Below are 15,655 nucleotides of genomic sequence, written 5' to 3'. Positions count from 1 at the left end.
AGCGCACGCACCCGCCCGGACCCGTGGTGGATCCGGACGGGTGGCGACGGCATCGGCTTTCCGCGGCCGTCGGATCACGCCTCACCCGCTCGTGGCACCCGTGCCCGCGGGCTGCTCGATCAGCTTGGCGAGTTCCAATCGCTTGATCTTGGTGGTGGATGTCTGCGGCAGATCCTCCAGACGCCAGTGCACGGGCTCGCCCAGTGGCGGCAGATCACGTAGCGCCGCCTCCCAGGCGTTCCGATCCAGTGGCTCGTCGTTCCTGGTGCACACGACCGGAACAGGTGTACCGTCTCCGCCCTGGATGATGATCACTTCGACGAGTTCGGGGACGGAGGTGAACAGTTTGTCCTCGATCTCCAGGGTGCTCTGCACGCCCGGAATCTCGTCAACCTCGCGGTCGAGCAGGTGCAGGCAACCCCAGCGGGTGCGGTATCCGAGATCGCCCATGCGCCACCATCCGTCGTTGACCTGCTTTTCCCACCTGTGGTGCTCCTCCAGGTAGGTCACGATGCGGCCGTCGCTTTTGACCTCGATGTAGCCGGGATTGCTCCGTGTGGGGGTGTTGCCGTCGCGACTGACAACGCGCACACCTGTCATGCCGGGGAAAGGTGCCCCGACGCAGCGTCCGTCGAAATCAGCACCGTCCTTGTGCGAATACGTACGGGCCGCGATCGGGCCGATCTCGCTCTGTCCGTAAGCCTGCGCGAACCGGGCATGCTTGCGTCGCGATGCCGAGAGCAGCCGATTCACCGTTCGCGGATGAATGGCGTCGAACGTGCTGCTGAAGTACTTGACATTCGCCAGCGGCCCGCGGGAGTCCCCGGCGAGCTCCTCCCAACGGAGGAAGGTGTTGGGGTGCGCCTCGATGAATCCCGGTGGTAACTGCGTGAACAGGTCACCGACTGTTTCCGGATCGTCCTCTTTGAGTACCACGAGCGGGTGCCCCTGCAGGATCGAGATCGGCATCGCGGTGAACATGCGCGAGTGCACGAACGAGACGTGCATCGCGACGGGTTCGCGTTTGCGCACCCCGAGCGATACGAGCGTTGCCTGCGGCCGGTAGCGGGCCTGGAAACTCCTGCCGGTGTGCACGGCCAGTTTGGGAAGACCGGTGGTTCCGGAGGTGTGCGTAACGAGGGTGGGCCGATCCGGTGGCGATTCCACCGGCTGGACCCGCTTGGCCTCGGAAAGCATGTCGAACGAGGTCGCGCGGGGGTGGTTTCCGCTGGTGAGCAGCACGTGGCGGGAGATGTCGAAAACTTCCGACGGTAACGATTCCTCGATTTTGTGCTGGTCGGTGATCAGGAACGGCTCTCCCACCCGACGCGACAGCTCGGCGACCGTGGAGCCATCCAATTTGGATGAGAGCAGTACGGGGACCGCACCTACCCGCACTATCGAGCAGGCCAGCAGTGAGATGTCGAAACCGTCGCTCTTGTGGACCACGACGTGATCACCGGGGCGGACGTCGATCGAGGCCAGCCGAGCGGCGAAATCGTCGATCAGGTCGGCGAGTTCGCCGAGTGTGGCTCGCCGCCCCAGGGCGGGGGCGATGTCCAGGTCGTGATCCAGGACGACGAAATTGCCGGGATGTCGCGTCGCTGCCCGCTCGAACAGCGTGCCGAGCCGGATACCCTTGTTGCCCAATCGCTGCAGAAACATTCGCGCGCTCTCTCGTTCGTGGTCGTCCCGCCTCGAACGGCGGCATGTGGTGCTGTGGAGTTCTCGGCGGGGGCTATCGGGTCCTTATCGCCGCTTTCGGTGCTGTGACGCGACCGACGAACCCCCGAAGCCGGGTCGTCGGAGGGCTACGGTGTCTTCTCGATCACGTTCTTGATGCGTCGCAGGGTGTCGTCCAGATCCTGCTCGAGTTTCGCTGTCCAGTCCGTTATGAACTTAGCCCGGTCTGATTCGTCCATATCGGCCACGATCTTGTGAATCCCGGCGGTCGCCTCGCCCATGCGGAAATTGTGCTCGAGCACCGAACCCGCGCCGTTTCTCTCGATGTCGAATCCCCAGACGCTCTCCTGGTCCTCATTCGCGTGGCTGAGCATCATCCACCGGAAGGAGCTGCCCGGATCGGCGCGAACGATCCGGCATTCGGTGTACCATGTTCCCCGCACCAGCGGTGCCCACGCCACTACTTCTTCCTTGCGAAGATTTTCGCCACGAAATACTGACCCCACCGCTGACGGCTCCCCCGAAATCCATGTCCCGCCCATGCACTCCGGGCTCCACTCGTAACTTCTCGGCAGATCGCTGATCACGTCGTAAACCGCTTTCGGGGAGGCGGCGACATCGATCCTCGCACTTACTTCGAACAGTGGTGACTGGTCTACGATGCTTTTCGTCATGACTGTGATTCTTTCGATTTCGATCGCGGTGAACAACTGTTCGTGCCGGTGTCAGTCAGGTATGCGGTCGAATGCGCGTTCCGATTCCGGATCCCTGGGTGATACTTCTTCGGCGCCGGTGTCCGCCGAAATCGCTCCCGCTCTGCTTCGGTACGTGCGCTCTCGTTGTTCTGATTATTCGTCGGATATCCGCAGGACGAGCTTCCCCCGCACCGAGCCCTCTTCCAGCCTCCGGTGCGCCGTGGCCGCGGAGTCCAGGGGCAGTTCCTCCACGCGGTTGGGACGCAGCTCGCCCGCACCCGTCAACCGGTTGATCTCGGCCGCGGCTTCGGCCAGCTCGTCGCCTCGCGCGTGCGAGATGGCGAAGCCGTGCACCGAACGATCTCGCAGGTAGAGCTCACCGACAGGCAGCTTCGGTCGGGTGCTCAGACCGGACATCAGCACTACACGGCCACGCCCCGCCAACAGGGGGATCGCGGAATCGAGATCGTTCCTCGCTGAGGTGTCCACGTACAGATCGACTCCGTCGGGAGCGCACTCGCTGATCCGGTCCGCCATGTCTGGCGACCGGTAGTCGATCACGTGTGCGGCTCCGAGTGAACGGCAGTGATCCGCGTCGTGCTGGGCGGCGACGGCGATCACCTCCGCGCCCGAAACGGCGGCAAGCACCACCAGTGCGCTGCCGACATTACCCGCGGCCCCGGATACCAACACCGTTTCACCGGAGCGCAGTCGACCGTGGGTGAACAACCCGAGATAAGCGGTGGTGGCGGGATGCGCGACTGCCGCGGCTTCCGTCGCGTTCACCCCGTCCGGCAACCGGTACAAGCGTTCCTCGGGGACCGGTACCAGTTCGGCGGCGGCGCCTCCTCGGCCGGCGTGCCCCATGCTGTTGCACCAGACCGCCTCTCCCGCGCGGAATCCGGTTACCGAGCTCCCGGTTGCGACTACCGTTCCGACGAGGTCGCGCCCGATGACGAACGGGAACGTCACCGGGGTGCGCCACGCGCCGGAACGGACGAACGTGTCCACGTGGTTCACCGCCGACGCGATTACCCGGACGAGCACCTCGTGCGGCGCGGGGGAGGGATCGGGCAGTGACCCGTACCGGATGATCCCGGGGGGACCGAGTTCTTCGATGTAAGCGGCACGCATGGGGCAGGAGTCTGGCACCGTTCACGGTGAAACGCCTTTTCGGGCGCGAGAGTCCGTCAATTTCGTTTCGGTCCTGAGCGTTCCGGCCTCTACGATGACTCGCGTGTTGATGACCACGAGCGATATCGAAACCGATGATGTCCGCATGCGTACTGATGTCCAGCCGCTCATCCGTGCGTTGCGGACGAGTCTGACCGAAACCGGCTTTCTCGAATTCGCGCACCGGGCGAGTGAGCAGGGGCTGGTTTTCACCGGTGTCTACGACGAATACTCCCGTTGTGTCGCGGTGGCCACCCATCGCGTGCTCGAAACCAGTCGGGGCAGGTTGTTGTTCGTCGACGATCTGGTCACCGATCCGGAGCTGCGTTCACACGGGGTCGGCGGATACCTAGTGGACCAACTGGCCGAACGTGCTCGTGAGGCGAACTGTGCTCGCCTCGAACTGGATTCGGGAGTGGTTAACAACCAGGCGCACCGCTTTTACCACGCTCGTCGCATGGCGGTTTCGGCGTTTCATTTCGCTTTGGAACTCGAGCACGGAAAATCGGCTTCGTAGCCGATTCTCACGGTGATCGCGAGGCCTCGGGGAGGTATGGGGCCTCACTCGAGTTGCCCCGACTCTTCCGGACCATGCCTCGGGCGAGTGGTACCGCTGCCGGTCAACGGATCCTGCCGCTGCCGAGCCGGGCCAGCACGGCGAACGCTCCCGCCGCGACGGCGAACACGATCGTGGCGTTTTCCAGCCCGAACAGCGTGGTCAGGTAGCCGAGCAGGATGCTGGAGAGTCCGGCGGACAGGTAGGCGACCACGTAGATCATCGCCGAGGTGCCCGCCCGTTGTTCGGGCCTCGCCAGGGCGCTGAGCAGTCGGAAACCGCCCATGAACATCAGCCCCCACCCCGCGCCGAGCACGATCGAGCCGCCGAACAGCAGCACGGCGTTTCCGAGGATCACCGCCGCCGCGACGGCGGCCAGACCGACCAGCAGCAACGGGACCGCCAGCCGTACCGCACGGGTGCCGTGCCACCCCGAGGCCAGTACCTGCCCGATGCTGCCGACCCCGGCCAGCACCGTCACGGTCAGACCACCGACGAAGTGCGAGTTGCTCTCGACCAGCCCGCTGGCCACCGAGGGCCCCAGTGACATGAACATCCCGCCGACCGTCCAGGCGGCCAGCATCGTGGCGGCCAGCAGCGTGAACGTCCGCCCCTGCCCCTCGGGCACGGTCGGCCGCTGCGGGCGCAGCATCCGCCGCGCCTCGACACGGCCTCGTTCCACGGGTTCGGGTATCGCCAGCACTCCGAGGAACAGCACGACCAGCGCGGCGATCAGCACCAGGTAGCTCAACTCGGTCGGTGCCGGAGCGAACTGCACCAGCGCACCCGCCATCGCCGATCCCACCGCCATGCCCGCCGAGGCGGCGATCCCGTTCACCAGCGGCCCGCGCCCGCTTCCCGGCGGTTGGAAGTCGAGCAGCGTGGCGCTGACCGCGCTGGTGACGGTACCTGTCGCCAGTCCCTGCAGAACCCGACCGGCGCACAGCCAACCGACGCCCGGGGCGAACGCCAGTACGAGCAGCGAGACCGTTTCGAGCGCTATCGATCCCAGCAGCACGGGGCGTCGTCCCAGGTGGTCCGACAGGGAACCGAACAACAGCAGCGCTGCCAGGATCCCGACCATGTAGACGGCGAAGACGAGCGTCAGCACCGTGCTGGAGAAGCCCCACTCCCGTTGGTAGATGGCATACATCGGAGAGGGCGCGGTGGAAGCCATCAGGAACACCGCGAGAATCGCTCCCGCGAGTGCGAACGCCCTGCCGGACGAGAGACTGCGGCCGTGGGGATTCTCCGCGACCGGTGGGGAAGTGACGGGGTTCGGCTCGGGCGGCATGATTCTCCTCACCGGAACGAGTTATTCCGCGCGGAGCAACACGGTATCGGAGCGGATCATTCCGCTCCGAGGTACGCTGTGGTCATGACCACAGCCCAGCACGCCGTGGACTACGACGAACGCGTGATCAGCGCGGCTCGCGAGGTGTTCGCGCAGCAGGGATTCGCCGCCCCGGTCTCCGAGATAGCCGAGCTCGCCGGGGTCGGGGTGGCCAGCATCTACCGGCGTTACCCGAACAAGCGACGCCTGGCCGAGCGAGTTCGGATCGCCGCCATGAGTCGTGTCATCGCCGAGGCGGAGTCCGCCGGGGAGGCCGAGCCCGACGACCCCTGGGCCGCCTTCGTGCGGTTCGTGCGGGGATGTCTGCGCGCGCACACCGGGATCGGCGTCGTGCTGCCGCCCTACGAGGAGTCCGAGGACGTCTCCGAGGAGCTCACCCGGCTGCGGCGACGCATGATCGAACGCATCGAGGAACTGGTGGTCACGGCCCAGCGTGCGGGGCAGCTGCGCGGTGATCTGCGCTCGGCCGATGTGTTCCTGCTGTTCAAGCACCTCAATCCGCCGCTTGCCACCGAGGAGGACCGCCGTGCCGAGCTGCGGCAGCGCTACCTCGAACTGCTGCTTCCCGGGCTCCGCGAGCGGGCGGACCGGCTACCCGGGGAGGCACCCGACTGGGACGAACTCTTCCGGATGTGCGTTCCCGGTGGACAGTGATACCCCGGCTCGACCCGGTCGGTCCGGCCCACGTCTTTTCGGGTGTTCTCCCGGCGCGTTACGCGATTCGGGGAGCAGGTGATCTTCGCACCGCTCCGGTGGCCGACTACCCTGCGCGTGTGGGCATACCTGCATGGGTCTGGTTCGCCGTGGCGGCGGTCGCGACAGCGGCGGGCGTCACGCTGCTGATCACCGACCACGCGCGGCGAACGGCGAAGAACCGGGAAAGAAGACGTTGGGCGGCGCTGCGTGGCTGGCAGTTCGCCGAGTTCGACCAAGTGCTGCCGACCAAGTGGCAGCGGGGTCTGCTGCCGCAGTACAACGGGGCGGTGGCCACCGACATCGTGGCCGGGTCCACCTTCACCGCCGACGGGAGGCGCCAGGTCTCGGTGCTCGACCTCGTGGTCGGCGGCAGGACGGTGGCGGTGCTGCTCGGGCTCCGCTGCCGCCGGTCGGCCGCCACCACGCTCGAACTGTGGTTGCCGGAGGTGCCGGTTCCGCCGGAGTCCGAACTCGACCTGCTCGGCCCGGTCGGCTCGCGCTACGCGTTCGTGGGTGATGTCGCCACGGCTCGGCCGCTGGTCACTCCGGACGTGGTCGACGCCGTCGAGGAGTTCGGCGACGACGTGACCGTGGCCTGGGCGGAGAACGACTGGGTGCTGGCGGCGCTGGAACCCGCCGCGGCCGAACCGGAACAGCTGGAGAGCGCGCTGCGGGCGTTGGGCCGGTTCGCCGATCTGCTCGATCCGTTCGAAGTGGATCCCAACGGCGAGACACCCAGCGCGGAGCGTCCCGACGACGAGATAATCCCGAGTCCCACCACCGAGGACGACACCGCTTGAGCCGAACCCCGCCGCACCGCGGGCGCCCCTCGTGATGGCGGGGTGTACCCGGGTGCGGGAGGCCGTGGTTGGGCACCGCCACGTGTCCGACCCGCACTGCCCGTCGATTTCGCGAGAAACCGCCGGGCCGGAGCACCTCACGCACCGGGGCCCTTCGCCCAGCCGCGCCGCGATTTCGCGAGGAATCGACGCCGCCCGAGGAATCGACGCCGCCCGAGGAATCGACGCCGCCGGTGGCTCCGCACGCCCTCGTGCGGGGCCGGGGCGGAAGCACGCCGGAAGCCCCGGGACTTCACCGACCCAGTTTCCACCCCCGAGTCTTCCGTGGACCGACCGGAGAACTTCGGTGGTGGAGGGCATCGAGGAAACTCGCGGGTAGGGTCCGAAACATGTCTACCGCTCTCGTAACCGGTGCTACCGCCGGTATCGGCCGGGCTTTCGCCCGCAGGCTCGCAGCAGAGGGCTACGATCTGGTGCTCGTCGCCCGTGATTCCGAACGGCTGGCCTCGCTGGCCGAGTACCTGGGGGATCGCTACGGTACCGTCACCGAGCGGTTGCCCGCGGATCTCACCCGGGACGAGGAACTCGCGGAGGTCGAACGTCGCCTCGGCGACGCGACCAGGCCGATCGACCTGCTGGTCAACAACGCGGGTTTCGGCACCTCCGGTGCTTTCTGGGACACCGACCCCGAGACGCTGCGGCAACAGGTGGATCTCAACGTCACGGCCGTGCTGCGGCTGACCCGCGCCGTTGTTCCGGTGATGCGCGACCTCGGCCGGGGCGATGTGATCAATCTGTCCAGTGTGGCCGGATTCTTCGCCATGTCCGGTTCCACCTACTCGGCGACGAAGGCCTATGTCACCACGTTCTCCGAGGGGCTTTCCGCCTCGCTGGCGGGCACCGGAGTACGAGTCATGGCGCTCTGCCCCGGCTTCACCCGTACCGAGTTCCACCAGCGCGCCCGGCTGGAGATGAGCTCGTTGCCGAAGGCGTTCTGGCTGGACGCCGACACACTCGTGCACGAGGCACTGCGCGATCTGCGCCGCGGCCGCACCGTGTCGATTCCGGGAGCTCAGTACAAGGCCGTGGTAGCCCTCGGCAAGCTGATACCGAACCGGTTGCAGCGGTTCGTCGTCAGCCACGCCGCGCCGGGGCGTACCTGACCCGAGTCCCGGTCCGACGATTTCGGCTCGGTGTGGTTCCGGCGTGGCCACGTCGAGTCGTATTCCTCCGGGAACAATGCCGAAAAATGAAAATGTGTCACGTCGTGCTCGCTCGGACGGGGTAACACCACGGGCCGGAAGTGCTGCTACTTTCTTCGCGGTGACACCCTGTCCGGAAGGCACCGGTGTTCGGTTTCGGATGAGCGTCCCGGGAGATGTCGTCGATCACCGACAACGAACACGGTTTTTCGGAAAGTGGCAGTCCTGTCAGAAGTCATTCGAAAACGAGTTCACCGAGAACCGGAGACACGACATGTCAAACCGAGCGGCATTGGGATCCTCGCTTCCAGCGACCGGTATCGAGAATGCCTACGAACGGTTCGCGCCGTTGGCCGAAAAGTACTGGGGTCCCGATCTGCACAACGGGTACTGGTTCGACGGTGCGGACGACAGTTCACTGGAGGAGGCCACCTCCAGGCTGGCGGGACTCGTGATCGACAAGCTGCGCGTGTCGTCCGGAGACCGGGTGCTGGACGTGGGGTGCGGTAACGGCCGTCCCACCGTAGCGGCGGGGATCCGTACCGGTGCCGACATCACCGGTATCGACGTCAACCGCCGTGCGCTGCGAGAGGCGGCCACCCACGCCAGCTCGAACGGTGTGTCGCACTATGTCTCCTTCGAGTACGCCGACGCGCTCAACCCGCCGTTCCGCACCGAGAGTTTCGACGCGGTGATGTCCGTCGAGTCCTCGCCGCACTTCGAAACGGGCGAGCTGTTGTCCAGCATGGCCCGGTTGCTGCGCCCCGGCGGACTTCTGGTGCTGGAAACGCCCTACGCGCGAGTTCGAATGACCGAGCGGCTGCGCGCCCGCACCGCCGAGTACTACGAACTTATCCAGGCGGTGTCGCTGGACACGTTGCAACGACACTTCGAACTCGCCCACGCCGCGGGACTGGCGCCGGTGGAGTTCCTCGACATCACCGAGAACACCGCCCCCACCTGGCCGACGGCGCTACGTCGGTTGCGGGACGACTGGGGCGAGATCGAGCGTTCGCTCGGCTCCGAGCTGCCGGAGCGTGCGATCGCCACGACAAGCGCGTGGCGCGAACTCCCCGAGCTGGGAATCATGATCCTCACGTTGCGTCGGGACGACGCGCTGTCCGCTTCCCGGGGTGCGTGACCCCGAGGCGTGTGGCGGGCCTTGCGCGCCGGATCCCGAGTCGGCGCTCCTGGTCCGTGATTTCCGTGTCGCGGCCGAGTGGGACGAGCACAACGGGCGACGCCGTTCGGGGGAGTTCGCTGTTCGCTCTCCCCGGGGCTCCGGCCGTGCGCGATTCGTGGTTTCCGGCCGGCCGGAAACCACGAATCGCGCCCCCGGGGCCGTGGTCGCTACCCGATGTCTCCGCCCTCGGAGCGAGAGCCGGTGGGAGGTTCCGCCAAGCGAGTAGCTCGACAACCCGACCGGAACACTCCGATCAGGCGTCGCTGGTGGCGAACTCCTCCTCGGGAGCCACGGATTTGATCCAGTCCAGGCTGGGGGCGGCGAACAGGGTCATCGTGGTCAGCTCGGTGAACCCCATCGAACGCGCGAGCAGCTTGGATTCCCGGTTGGACGTGGAGATGTCACCCACCACCCGGGTGGCGCCCGCTCGGTAGAGCGCCCGGATGGTCGCGTCGGCCAGTTTGGTAGCCAGCGCCTTGCCCCGGAAATCCCTTCGCAGTCCTATCCATTCGACGTGCCCCCAGTACTTCTGGTCGAAGAACGGCATCGATGCCAACACGAATCCCACTTTCCGCGAGCCCACCTCCGCCACGTGGCAGGCTTCCGGTTGTTGGTCGAGATGTTTGGCTATGGCTCCCAGCGACCACACGCTGTAGGGAAATACCGAAACGTCGAAAATCTCGTTGCCGAGTTCAAGTATTTCCGGGACGTCGCTGTTCTCGATCGGGCGTACTTCGGCGATTGATGTCATGGCGGAAATAGTAACCGTTGGTTCCTTTTCGGGACGCATCCCTATTTGCTCACACGATCAGGTGAGATTTTTCGTTCTGACTAAAATTGACCTCGGTTTCGGGTAATATCCCCGAAACTCGTGCCAGGGCGAAAATGATCACCAGCCGGAGCGGTATGCTGCCGCTCGTGGAGGAACCAACCGCGCACACTACTGTTGACCAGCGACGTCGAGACCACCTCGCCCGGCTAGTCCGGGACCTCACGGTCGTGCACGAGCCGGTCACGCTGTCCTCGGGACGCCGTGCCGACTACTACGTGGACCTGCGCAGGGCCACGTTGCACCACGAGGCGGCGCCGCTGATCGGAACGCTGCTGCGGCAGCTCACCTCGGACTGGGACTACACGGCCGTTGGCGGGCTCACGCTGGGCGCGGATCCGGTGGCCACCGCGGTACTGCACTCCTCCGGCACCCCACTGGACGCGTTCGTGGTGCGCAAGAACGCCAAACAACACGGCATGCAGCGTCGGATCGAGGGGCCGAACGTCTCCGGACGTCGAGTGCTGGCCGTGGAGGACACCTCGACCACCGGTGACAGCGTGCTCACCGCGGTCGAGGCCCTGCGAGAGGCCGATGCCGAGGTGCTCGGCGTGGCCACCGTGGTCGACCGCGACACCGGAGCCCGCGAGGCCATCGAGGCCGCGGGACTGCCGTACCGCTCGTTGTTGGGGGTCACGGATCTGGGGCTGGACTGAAGGAAGCCGACAACGCACTACCAGCAGGAGTCTTGGTGATTCCCAACGACAGCACCGGGGTACACCGGAGCGCGTCCGAGGACGAGAACCCGGCCGACGACTCCCGGGACGCCGACCGGCAGCAGGCCGGGTCGGGAGCTTCCGAACACGGAGCTTCCGAACACGGATCGTCCGAGCGAGGGACATCCGAGCAGGGGCAGTCCGAGGTCGGGCCGACTGAGGTCGGGCCGACTGAGGTCGGGCCGACCGAGTGGGGCACCCAGGTCGGGGTGGGCCCGTGGGAAGGGGAGTGGCCCGCGGACGAGCACTACGATCCCGAACTCCTGGAGCACGGTGATCGTCGCAACGTGGTCGACCACTACCGCTACTGGAGTCGGCGGGCCATCGTGGCCGATCTGGACCGTAGGCGGCACGGTTTCCACGTCGCCATCGAGAACTTCCAGCACGACCACAACATCGGAACGGTCGTACGTACCGCCAACGCCTTCGCGGCGCGGGAGGTGCACATCGTCGGCCGCAGACGCTGGAACCGGCGCGGCGCCATGGTCACCGACCGCTACCAGCACGTGCGTCATCATCCGGGGCTGGACGAGCTGCGTGCCTACGCCGAGGAGCACTCGCTGCGGGTGGTGGCCGTGGACAACACCCCCGGAGCCACCCCGATAGAGCGGGTCGAACTGCCGGCCGACTGCGTGCTGCTGTTCGGGCAGGAGGGGCCCGGTCTCGGTGACGACTCCCGTCGCATAGCCGATCTGGTGGTCTCCATAGCGCAGTTCGGTTCCACGAGGTCGATCAACGCCGGGGTGGCCTCCGGGATCGTCATGCACACCTGGATCAGGCAGCACGCCCGGTTGGAGAACGCCTGGTGACCTCGCCACTCCGGGGCAACGGGGCGCTGGGGCCGGGGCCGCTCTTACGATCTCCGGCGAGCTCTCGATCACCGGCGGGTGGCACCATGAGGGCGATCGGTAGTGTCGTACTCACGTGAACCGGCGACTCCCCTCCGCCGGAGCGTTCGGCACGGGCGGGCCCGGTGGTGCCGCCGGTTGGTTTCTCCAGTGTCCGACAATGAAAAGCAGGTCATGGTCAACTCATTGCGTGCGTATCTAGCGAACCTGTTCCGCGGTGCTCTGATCGGTACCGCCGAGATCGTTCCCGGTGTCAGCGGTGGAACGATCGCACTGGTCACCGGGATATACGAAGCACTGATCGGTTCCGCGGGGCATCTGCTCAGCGCGTTGCGGCTGGCCGTGGCCGACGTGCCGCGTGGCGCCGGTTTCACCCGCGCGGGCGCCGAGTTCCGCAAGGTGCGTTGGGACGTGGTACTTCCCGCGCTCATCGGGCTGGTGTGCGCCGCGTTGATCGCCGCGAAACTGCTGGAACCGGTGATCGAGGAGCACCCGATCTCCTCCCGCGCGGTGTTCTTCGGACTCGTGCTGGCCTCGCTGTGGGTTCCCATATCCATGATCGGTCGGGCCTGGCGGGGTGCCGACGTCATCACGGCCGTGCTGGCCGCACTGCTCGCGTTCGGGCTCACCAGCCTGCCCCCGACCACTGTCTCACCCAACCCGCTGATCGTGGCGCTGGCAGCGGCGGTGGCGGTCTGTGCCCTGGTGCTGCCCGGGGTTTCCGGATCCTTCTTCCTGCTTTCCTTCGGGCTCTACGAAACGACGCTCTCCGCGCTCAACGAGCGGGACATCGGCTACATCGCGACCTTCGCAGTGGGTGCGATCATCGGTCTCTCGCTGTTCGTCAAGCTGTTGCAGTGGCTGCTGGAGCACCGCAGGCGGATCACGCTGGTCGTGATGACCGGGATCATGGCCGGTTGCCTGCGCGCCCTGTGGCCCTGGCAGACCGAGGAGCACCGCGAGCTGCTCGCCCCCTCGGGCAACGTGGGTGTGACGGTGCTGTTCTTCCTGCTGGGGGTGGCCCTGGTGACGGCGGTGCTGGTGATCGAGCACCTCGCGCTGCGGAACAGGCCGAACGACGACGAACCCACCGAACAGATCTCCAGGGTCGGCTGACTGAGGGTTTCGGCGGCTCGGTTGGCGTAGGGGCTCGGGTGGCGGAACCTCGCGCACGGCTCTCGCTGCGGGTGGCCCCGACATCGGGTAGCGACCTACACGACGTCGGGACCGTCCTCGCGAGAGCCGCACCGGAGAACCCGCGGCGGCGCCGACTGCGGGGGTGGTTGGAGTGCGGCCTGCGGAGGTGGTCGGGGCTAGGTTCCGCGTCGAAGTGGCGCGGCGATTTCGCGAGAACTCGACGAGCCCCCCGCGAGTCGCCGCCGTGGCGTCCCCGGGGACAGGAGCTCGGTCGTGCCGCCAAAGCTCCGTTGCCGAGTCCCGCACCGAGCTCATTGCAGTGAGATCATGCCCGCGATGCCGCCGACGAGGATTCCCAGCAGCAGCGCGTAGAGCAGTACACCCAGCACCGGCAGCCCCCGCGGTTTCGGCTGCCGCGGCGGCCGCTGGTTCGGTGCGGATTCGGGTTCCGCGTTCCCGTTGCCGGTCGCCTGGGCGCGCAACGCGGCGGAGAGCATCCGTTCCGGATCCGGGTCGCCACCCGTCGAGGACGTACTCATGCCCTTCAGCGTAGGTATCCGTGCGGTTTCCGTGTGGGAGTGGTGTTCATCCCACCAACCTGGCGGTGTCGTCCGGTGCCGTCGGAACCACCGACCCGTCCTTGAGCACGTGCTCGGGCCGCAGCCGCTCGTCCAGTACCACGAGGTCGGCGGCCAGTCCGGTGCGGATCGAACCCAGCCGATCGGACAGGCCCAGCAGCTCGGCCGGTTTGGTGGAACAGGCCGCCACCGCCTCCGGCAGGCTCAGTCCGCAGCGTTCGACGAGGTTGCGCAGTGCGGTGTCCATTGTCAGCGTGCTGCCCGCCAGTGAGCCGTCCGCCAGCCTGGGTTCACCGTTGGTGACGGTCAGCGGCAGGCTGCCCAGTTCGTAGTGCCCGTCCCCCGCCTCCGTGGCGCTGATCGCGTCGGTGACCGCGACAGTGCGCGAGGGGCCCGCGTGCCGTGCGACCAGCCGCGCCACCGTCGGGTGCAGGTGCACCATGTCGCAGATCATCTCCACGGTGATCCGCTCGTCGTTCAGCAGGGTGCCCACCGGCCCCGGCTCGCGGTGGTGCAGCGGCCGCATCCCGTTGAACAGATGGGTCGCCACGGTGGCTCCGGCGTCGATCGCCGGGCGCACCTGCTCGGCCACCGCGTCGGTGTGACCGACGGCGGCTATCACGCCGGCCTCGGCGAGCTGTTTGACCGCTTCGACGGCACCGTCGAGTTCCGGTGCCAGCGTGACCATCCGGACTTCGCCCTCGCCGGCTTCGAGCAGTTCGGCGACGCTTTCCGGATCGGGGGCGCGCAGCATGTCGGTGTCGTGGGCGCCGCACCGCACCGCCGAGAGGAATGGGCCCTCCAGGTGGATTCCGGCCAGCAGTCCCTCGCGCGCCGGTCCGAGCAGCGAGCCGATCTGTTCCCGGAGCTGTGGTACGGAGGCCGTGACCAGGCTGGCCAGCATCGTCGTAGTGCCGTGCGCGCGGTGCGCGGCCACGGCGGTGCTGATCTGCCGCCTGTCCCGGCTGGTCAGTGATCCGCCGCCTCCGCCGTGGCAGTGGATGTCGACGAATCCGGGCACGATCCAGTGGCCGCTGAGCTCCGGCCGCAGTCCGCCGGGGGCGGGGCCTTCACCGATCTCGGCGATCCGTCCTTCCTCGACGCGGATCCAGCCGTCCCGCGGCGCTCCCTCGTCGGTGACGATCCGCCCGCCGATCAGCGACGGCTCGGTTGCTTCGTTGCTCACAGTCTCGGCGTTCCTTCCAGGAGCGGCTGCGGTCGGTGCCGCTGGAGTCGCCCCGTGTTGCCGGGCGAATGTTTCGGGTTGCTAATCCGATCCTGCGACATCGACCCTACTTTGGTCTACACCACCTGTCGGAGACGTGGTGTGTGCCGCCCTTTCGGGGCAATCGGCGAAGTGAATCGATTCAACCGGTGATCGTGCTGACACGAAACGTGACGAGCTGGCGGCATCAGGGCCGAAACCACGCACGCGGCCCGGATGTCCGCGTACGCTCCCGCGGGGGACGGCCCCGACGTGGTGCGGAACGCCACCCGAGACCGGGACACCCGCGGGTGAGAGCCTGCGGGAGGCTCCGCCGCTCACGTCGTCGAGCGAGCCGAGGTGCGGAACTTCCGGTCAGGCGTTGCCGAGCTGCTTCTGCAGCGCTTCGAGCGCCCGGCTGGCCGTGGATTTCACCGTCCCCTTGGACACGCCGGTCGCCTCGGCGATCTCGCCCTCCGACATGTTTCCGTAGTAGCGCAGTACCAGCACCTCGCGCTGCCGCCGGGGCAGATGTCCCAGCGCGGCCACGATCGCCTGGTGCTCGCTGGAGAGCATCGCCAGTGACTCGGCGGAACGCGCGTCGGGCTGGTGCGGCGGCTGGTACTCGCGTGCGGTCTTGCGCCGTCGCAGCACCGATCGGCTGCCGTTCACCACTGCCGTGCGCAGGTATCCCACGGCGGCCTTGGAGTCCCGCAGCTGCGACCAGTTGCGATACAGCCCGGTGAACGCCTCCTGCACCACGTCCTCGGCGGTCGCCGGGTCGTCGACGAGCAGTATGGCGAGCCGCACCATCCGCATCTGCTGGTTGCGGTAGAGGTCCTCCAGTGTCATTGGTGCCTGGGGCTGATCGTCCTGTTCGTCCGATCCGTCCAGAGCACGTAGGTGGCCGAGCGTGCGCTCGACCGAGCGTTCCACTCCGCTGGTTCCGTCCCCGATCACGATTCAGCAAGGTACCGGCTCAGCCCCCGGTTCGTCTGCTT

Annotated in this window: 16 protein-coding genes; 8 read left to right on the top strand and 8 right to left on the bottom strand. The window is 67.0% G+C overall.

Features of this window, described 5'->3' with window-relative positions:
• Window positions 1-81: 81 nt before the first annotated feature.
• From J2S53_RS15125 to J2S53_RS15115, 3 genes are all read right to left on the bottom strand, one after another.
• Entirely contained in the window at window positions 82-1,665 is a 1,584-nt protein-coding gene (locus J2S53_RS15125; protein WP_456241506.1) for a class I adenylate-forming enzyme family protein, read from the bottom strand.
• Between the two features lie 146 nt (window positions 1,666-1,811).
• Window positions 1,812-2,357 (bottom strand): SRPBCC family protein, encoded by a 546-nt coding sequence (locus J2S53_RS15120; protein WP_456241505.1) that lies wholly within the window; start codon window positions 2,355-2,357, stop codon window positions 1,812-1,814.
• Between the two features lie 174 nt (window positions 2,358-2,531).
• A complete protein-coding gene (locus tag J2S53_RS15115; protein WP_456241504.1) occupies window positions 2,532-3,512 on the bottom strand; it encodes an NADPH:quinone reductase in 981 nt (326 codons plus the stop codon).
• Between the two features lie 109 nt (window positions 3,513-3,621).
• On the opposite strand from J2S53_RS15115, the gene J2S53_RS15110 reads away from it, so the two are divergent.
• Window positions 3,622-4,068: a GNAT family N-acetyltransferase gene (locus J2S53_RS15110; protein WP_456241503.1), complete on the top strand. Its 447-nt coding sequence runs from the start codon at window positions 3,622-3,624 to the stop codon at window positions 4,066-4,068.
• Window positions 4,069-4,171: 103 nt separating this feature from the next.
• Here J2S53_RS15110 and J2S53_RS15105 read toward each other — a convergent pair whose 3' ends face one another.
• On the bottom strand, window positions 4,172-5,401 hold the full coding sequence (locus J2S53_RS15105) for an MFS transporter (protein ID WP_456241502.1): 1,230 nt from the start codon (window positions 5,399-5,401) through the stop codon (window positions 4,172-4,174).
• Between the two features lie 84 nt (window positions 5,402-5,485).
• Here J2S53_RS15105 and J2S53_RS15100 point away from each other — a divergent pair, with 84 nt between their 5' ends.
• The 4 genes from J2S53_RS15100 (at window position 5,486) to J2S53_RS15085 (ending at window position 9,300) form a co-directional block, all read left to right on the top strand.
• The gene (locus J2S53_RS15100) at window positions 5,486-6,115 is read left to right on the top strand and encodes a TetR/AcrR family transcriptional regulator (RefSeq protein WP_456241501.1); all 630 of its coding nucleotides are present in this window, start codon (window positions 5,486-5,488) and stop codon (window positions 6,113-6,115) included.
• A gap of 119 nt (window positions 6,116-6,234) precedes the next feature.
• On the top strand, window positions 6,235-6,957 hold the full coding sequence (locus tag J2S53_RS15095; protein ID WP_245755626.1) for a type III secretion system chaperone family protein: 723 nt from the start codon (window positions 6,235-6,237) through the stop codon (window positions 6,955-6,957).
• A 389-nt stretch (window positions 6,958-7,346) separates the two neighbouring features.
• Entirely contained in the window at window positions 7,347-8,120 is a 774-nt protein-coding gene (locus J2S53_RS15090) for an SDR family NAD(P)-dependent oxidoreductase (protein WP_092928811.1), read from the top strand.
• Window positions 8,121-8,433: 313 nt separating this feature from the next.
• The gene (locus J2S53_RS15085) at window positions 8,434-9,300 is read left to right on the top strand and encodes an SAM-dependent methyltransferase (RefSeq protein WP_456241500.1); all 867 of its coding nucleotides are present in this window, start codon (window positions 8,434-8,436) and stop codon (window positions 9,298-9,300) included.
• A gap of 295 nt (window positions 9,301-9,595) precedes the next feature.
• On the opposite strand, the gene J2S53_RS15080 is transcribed toward J2S53_RS15085, so the two are convergent.
• Window positions 9,596-10,093, bottom strand: coding sequence for a GNAT family N-acetyltransferase (locus J2S53_RS15080; protein WP_245755625.1), 498 nt, complete (start codon window positions 10,091-10,093; stop codon window positions 9,596-9,598).
• A gap of 155 nt (window positions 10,094-10,248) precedes the next feature.
• On the opposite strand from J2S53_RS15080, the gene pyrE reads away from it, so the two are divergent.
• From pyrE to J2S53_RS15065, 3 genes are all read left to right on the top strand, one after another.
• Window positions 10,249-10,827, top strand: coding sequence for an orotate phosphoribosyltransferase (gene pyrE, locus J2S53_RS15075; RefSeq protein ID WP_456241499.1), 579 nt, complete (start codon window positions 10,249-10,251; stop codon window positions 10,825-10,827).
• 269 nt (window positions 10,828-11,096) lie between these two features.
• Window positions 11,097-11,696 carry a TrmH family RNA methyltransferase gene (locus J2S53_RS15070; protein WP_342752758.1) on the top strand — a complete coding sequence of 200 codons (600 nt, stop codon included), beginning with the start codon at window positions 11,097-11,099 and terminating at the stop codon, window positions 11,694-11,696.
• Window positions 11,697-11,885: 189 nt separating this feature from the next.
• Window positions 11,886-12,851, top strand: coding sequence for a DUF368 domain-containing protein (locus J2S53_RS15065; protein ID WP_456241498.1), 966 nt, complete (start codon window positions 11,886-11,888; stop codon window positions 12,849-12,851).
• A gap of 332 nt (window positions 12,852-13,183) precedes the next feature.
• Here J2S53_RS15065 and J2S53_RS15060 read toward each other — a convergent pair whose 3' ends face one another.
• From J2S53_RS15060 to J2S53_RS15050, 3 genes are all read right to left on the bottom strand, one after another.
• The gene (locus J2S53_RS15060) at window positions 13,184-13,411 is read right to left on the bottom strand and encodes a hypothetical protein (RefSeq protein ID WP_456241497.1); all 228 of its coding nucleotides are present in this window, start codon (window positions 13,409-13,411) and stop codon (window positions 13,184-13,186) included.
• Between the two features lie 46 nt (window positions 13,412-13,457).
• Entirely contained in the window at window positions 13,458-14,636 is a 1,179-nt protein-coding gene (nagA, locus tag J2S53_RS15055) for an N-acetylglucosamine-6-phosphate deacetylase (RefSeq protein ID WP_456241496.1), read from the bottom strand.
• 393 nt (window positions 14,637-15,029) lie between these two features.
• Window positions 15,030-15,614, bottom strand: coding sequence for a SigE family RNA polymerase sigma factor (locus J2S53_RS15050; protein ID WP_092928806.1), 585 nt, complete (start codon window positions 15,612-15,614; stop codon window positions 15,030-15,032).
• Between the last annotated feature and the right edge of the window lie 41 nt (window positions 15,615-15,655).

The sequence above is a fragment of the Actinopolyspora lacussalsi genome (assembly GCA_030803735.1).
GTDB classification, from domain to species: Bacteria; Actinomycetota; Actinomycetes; order Mycobacteriales; family Pseudonocardiaceae; genus Actinopolyspora; species Actinopolyspora lacussalsi.
This window is presented reverse-complemented; position numbering and strand designations above follow the sequence as displayed.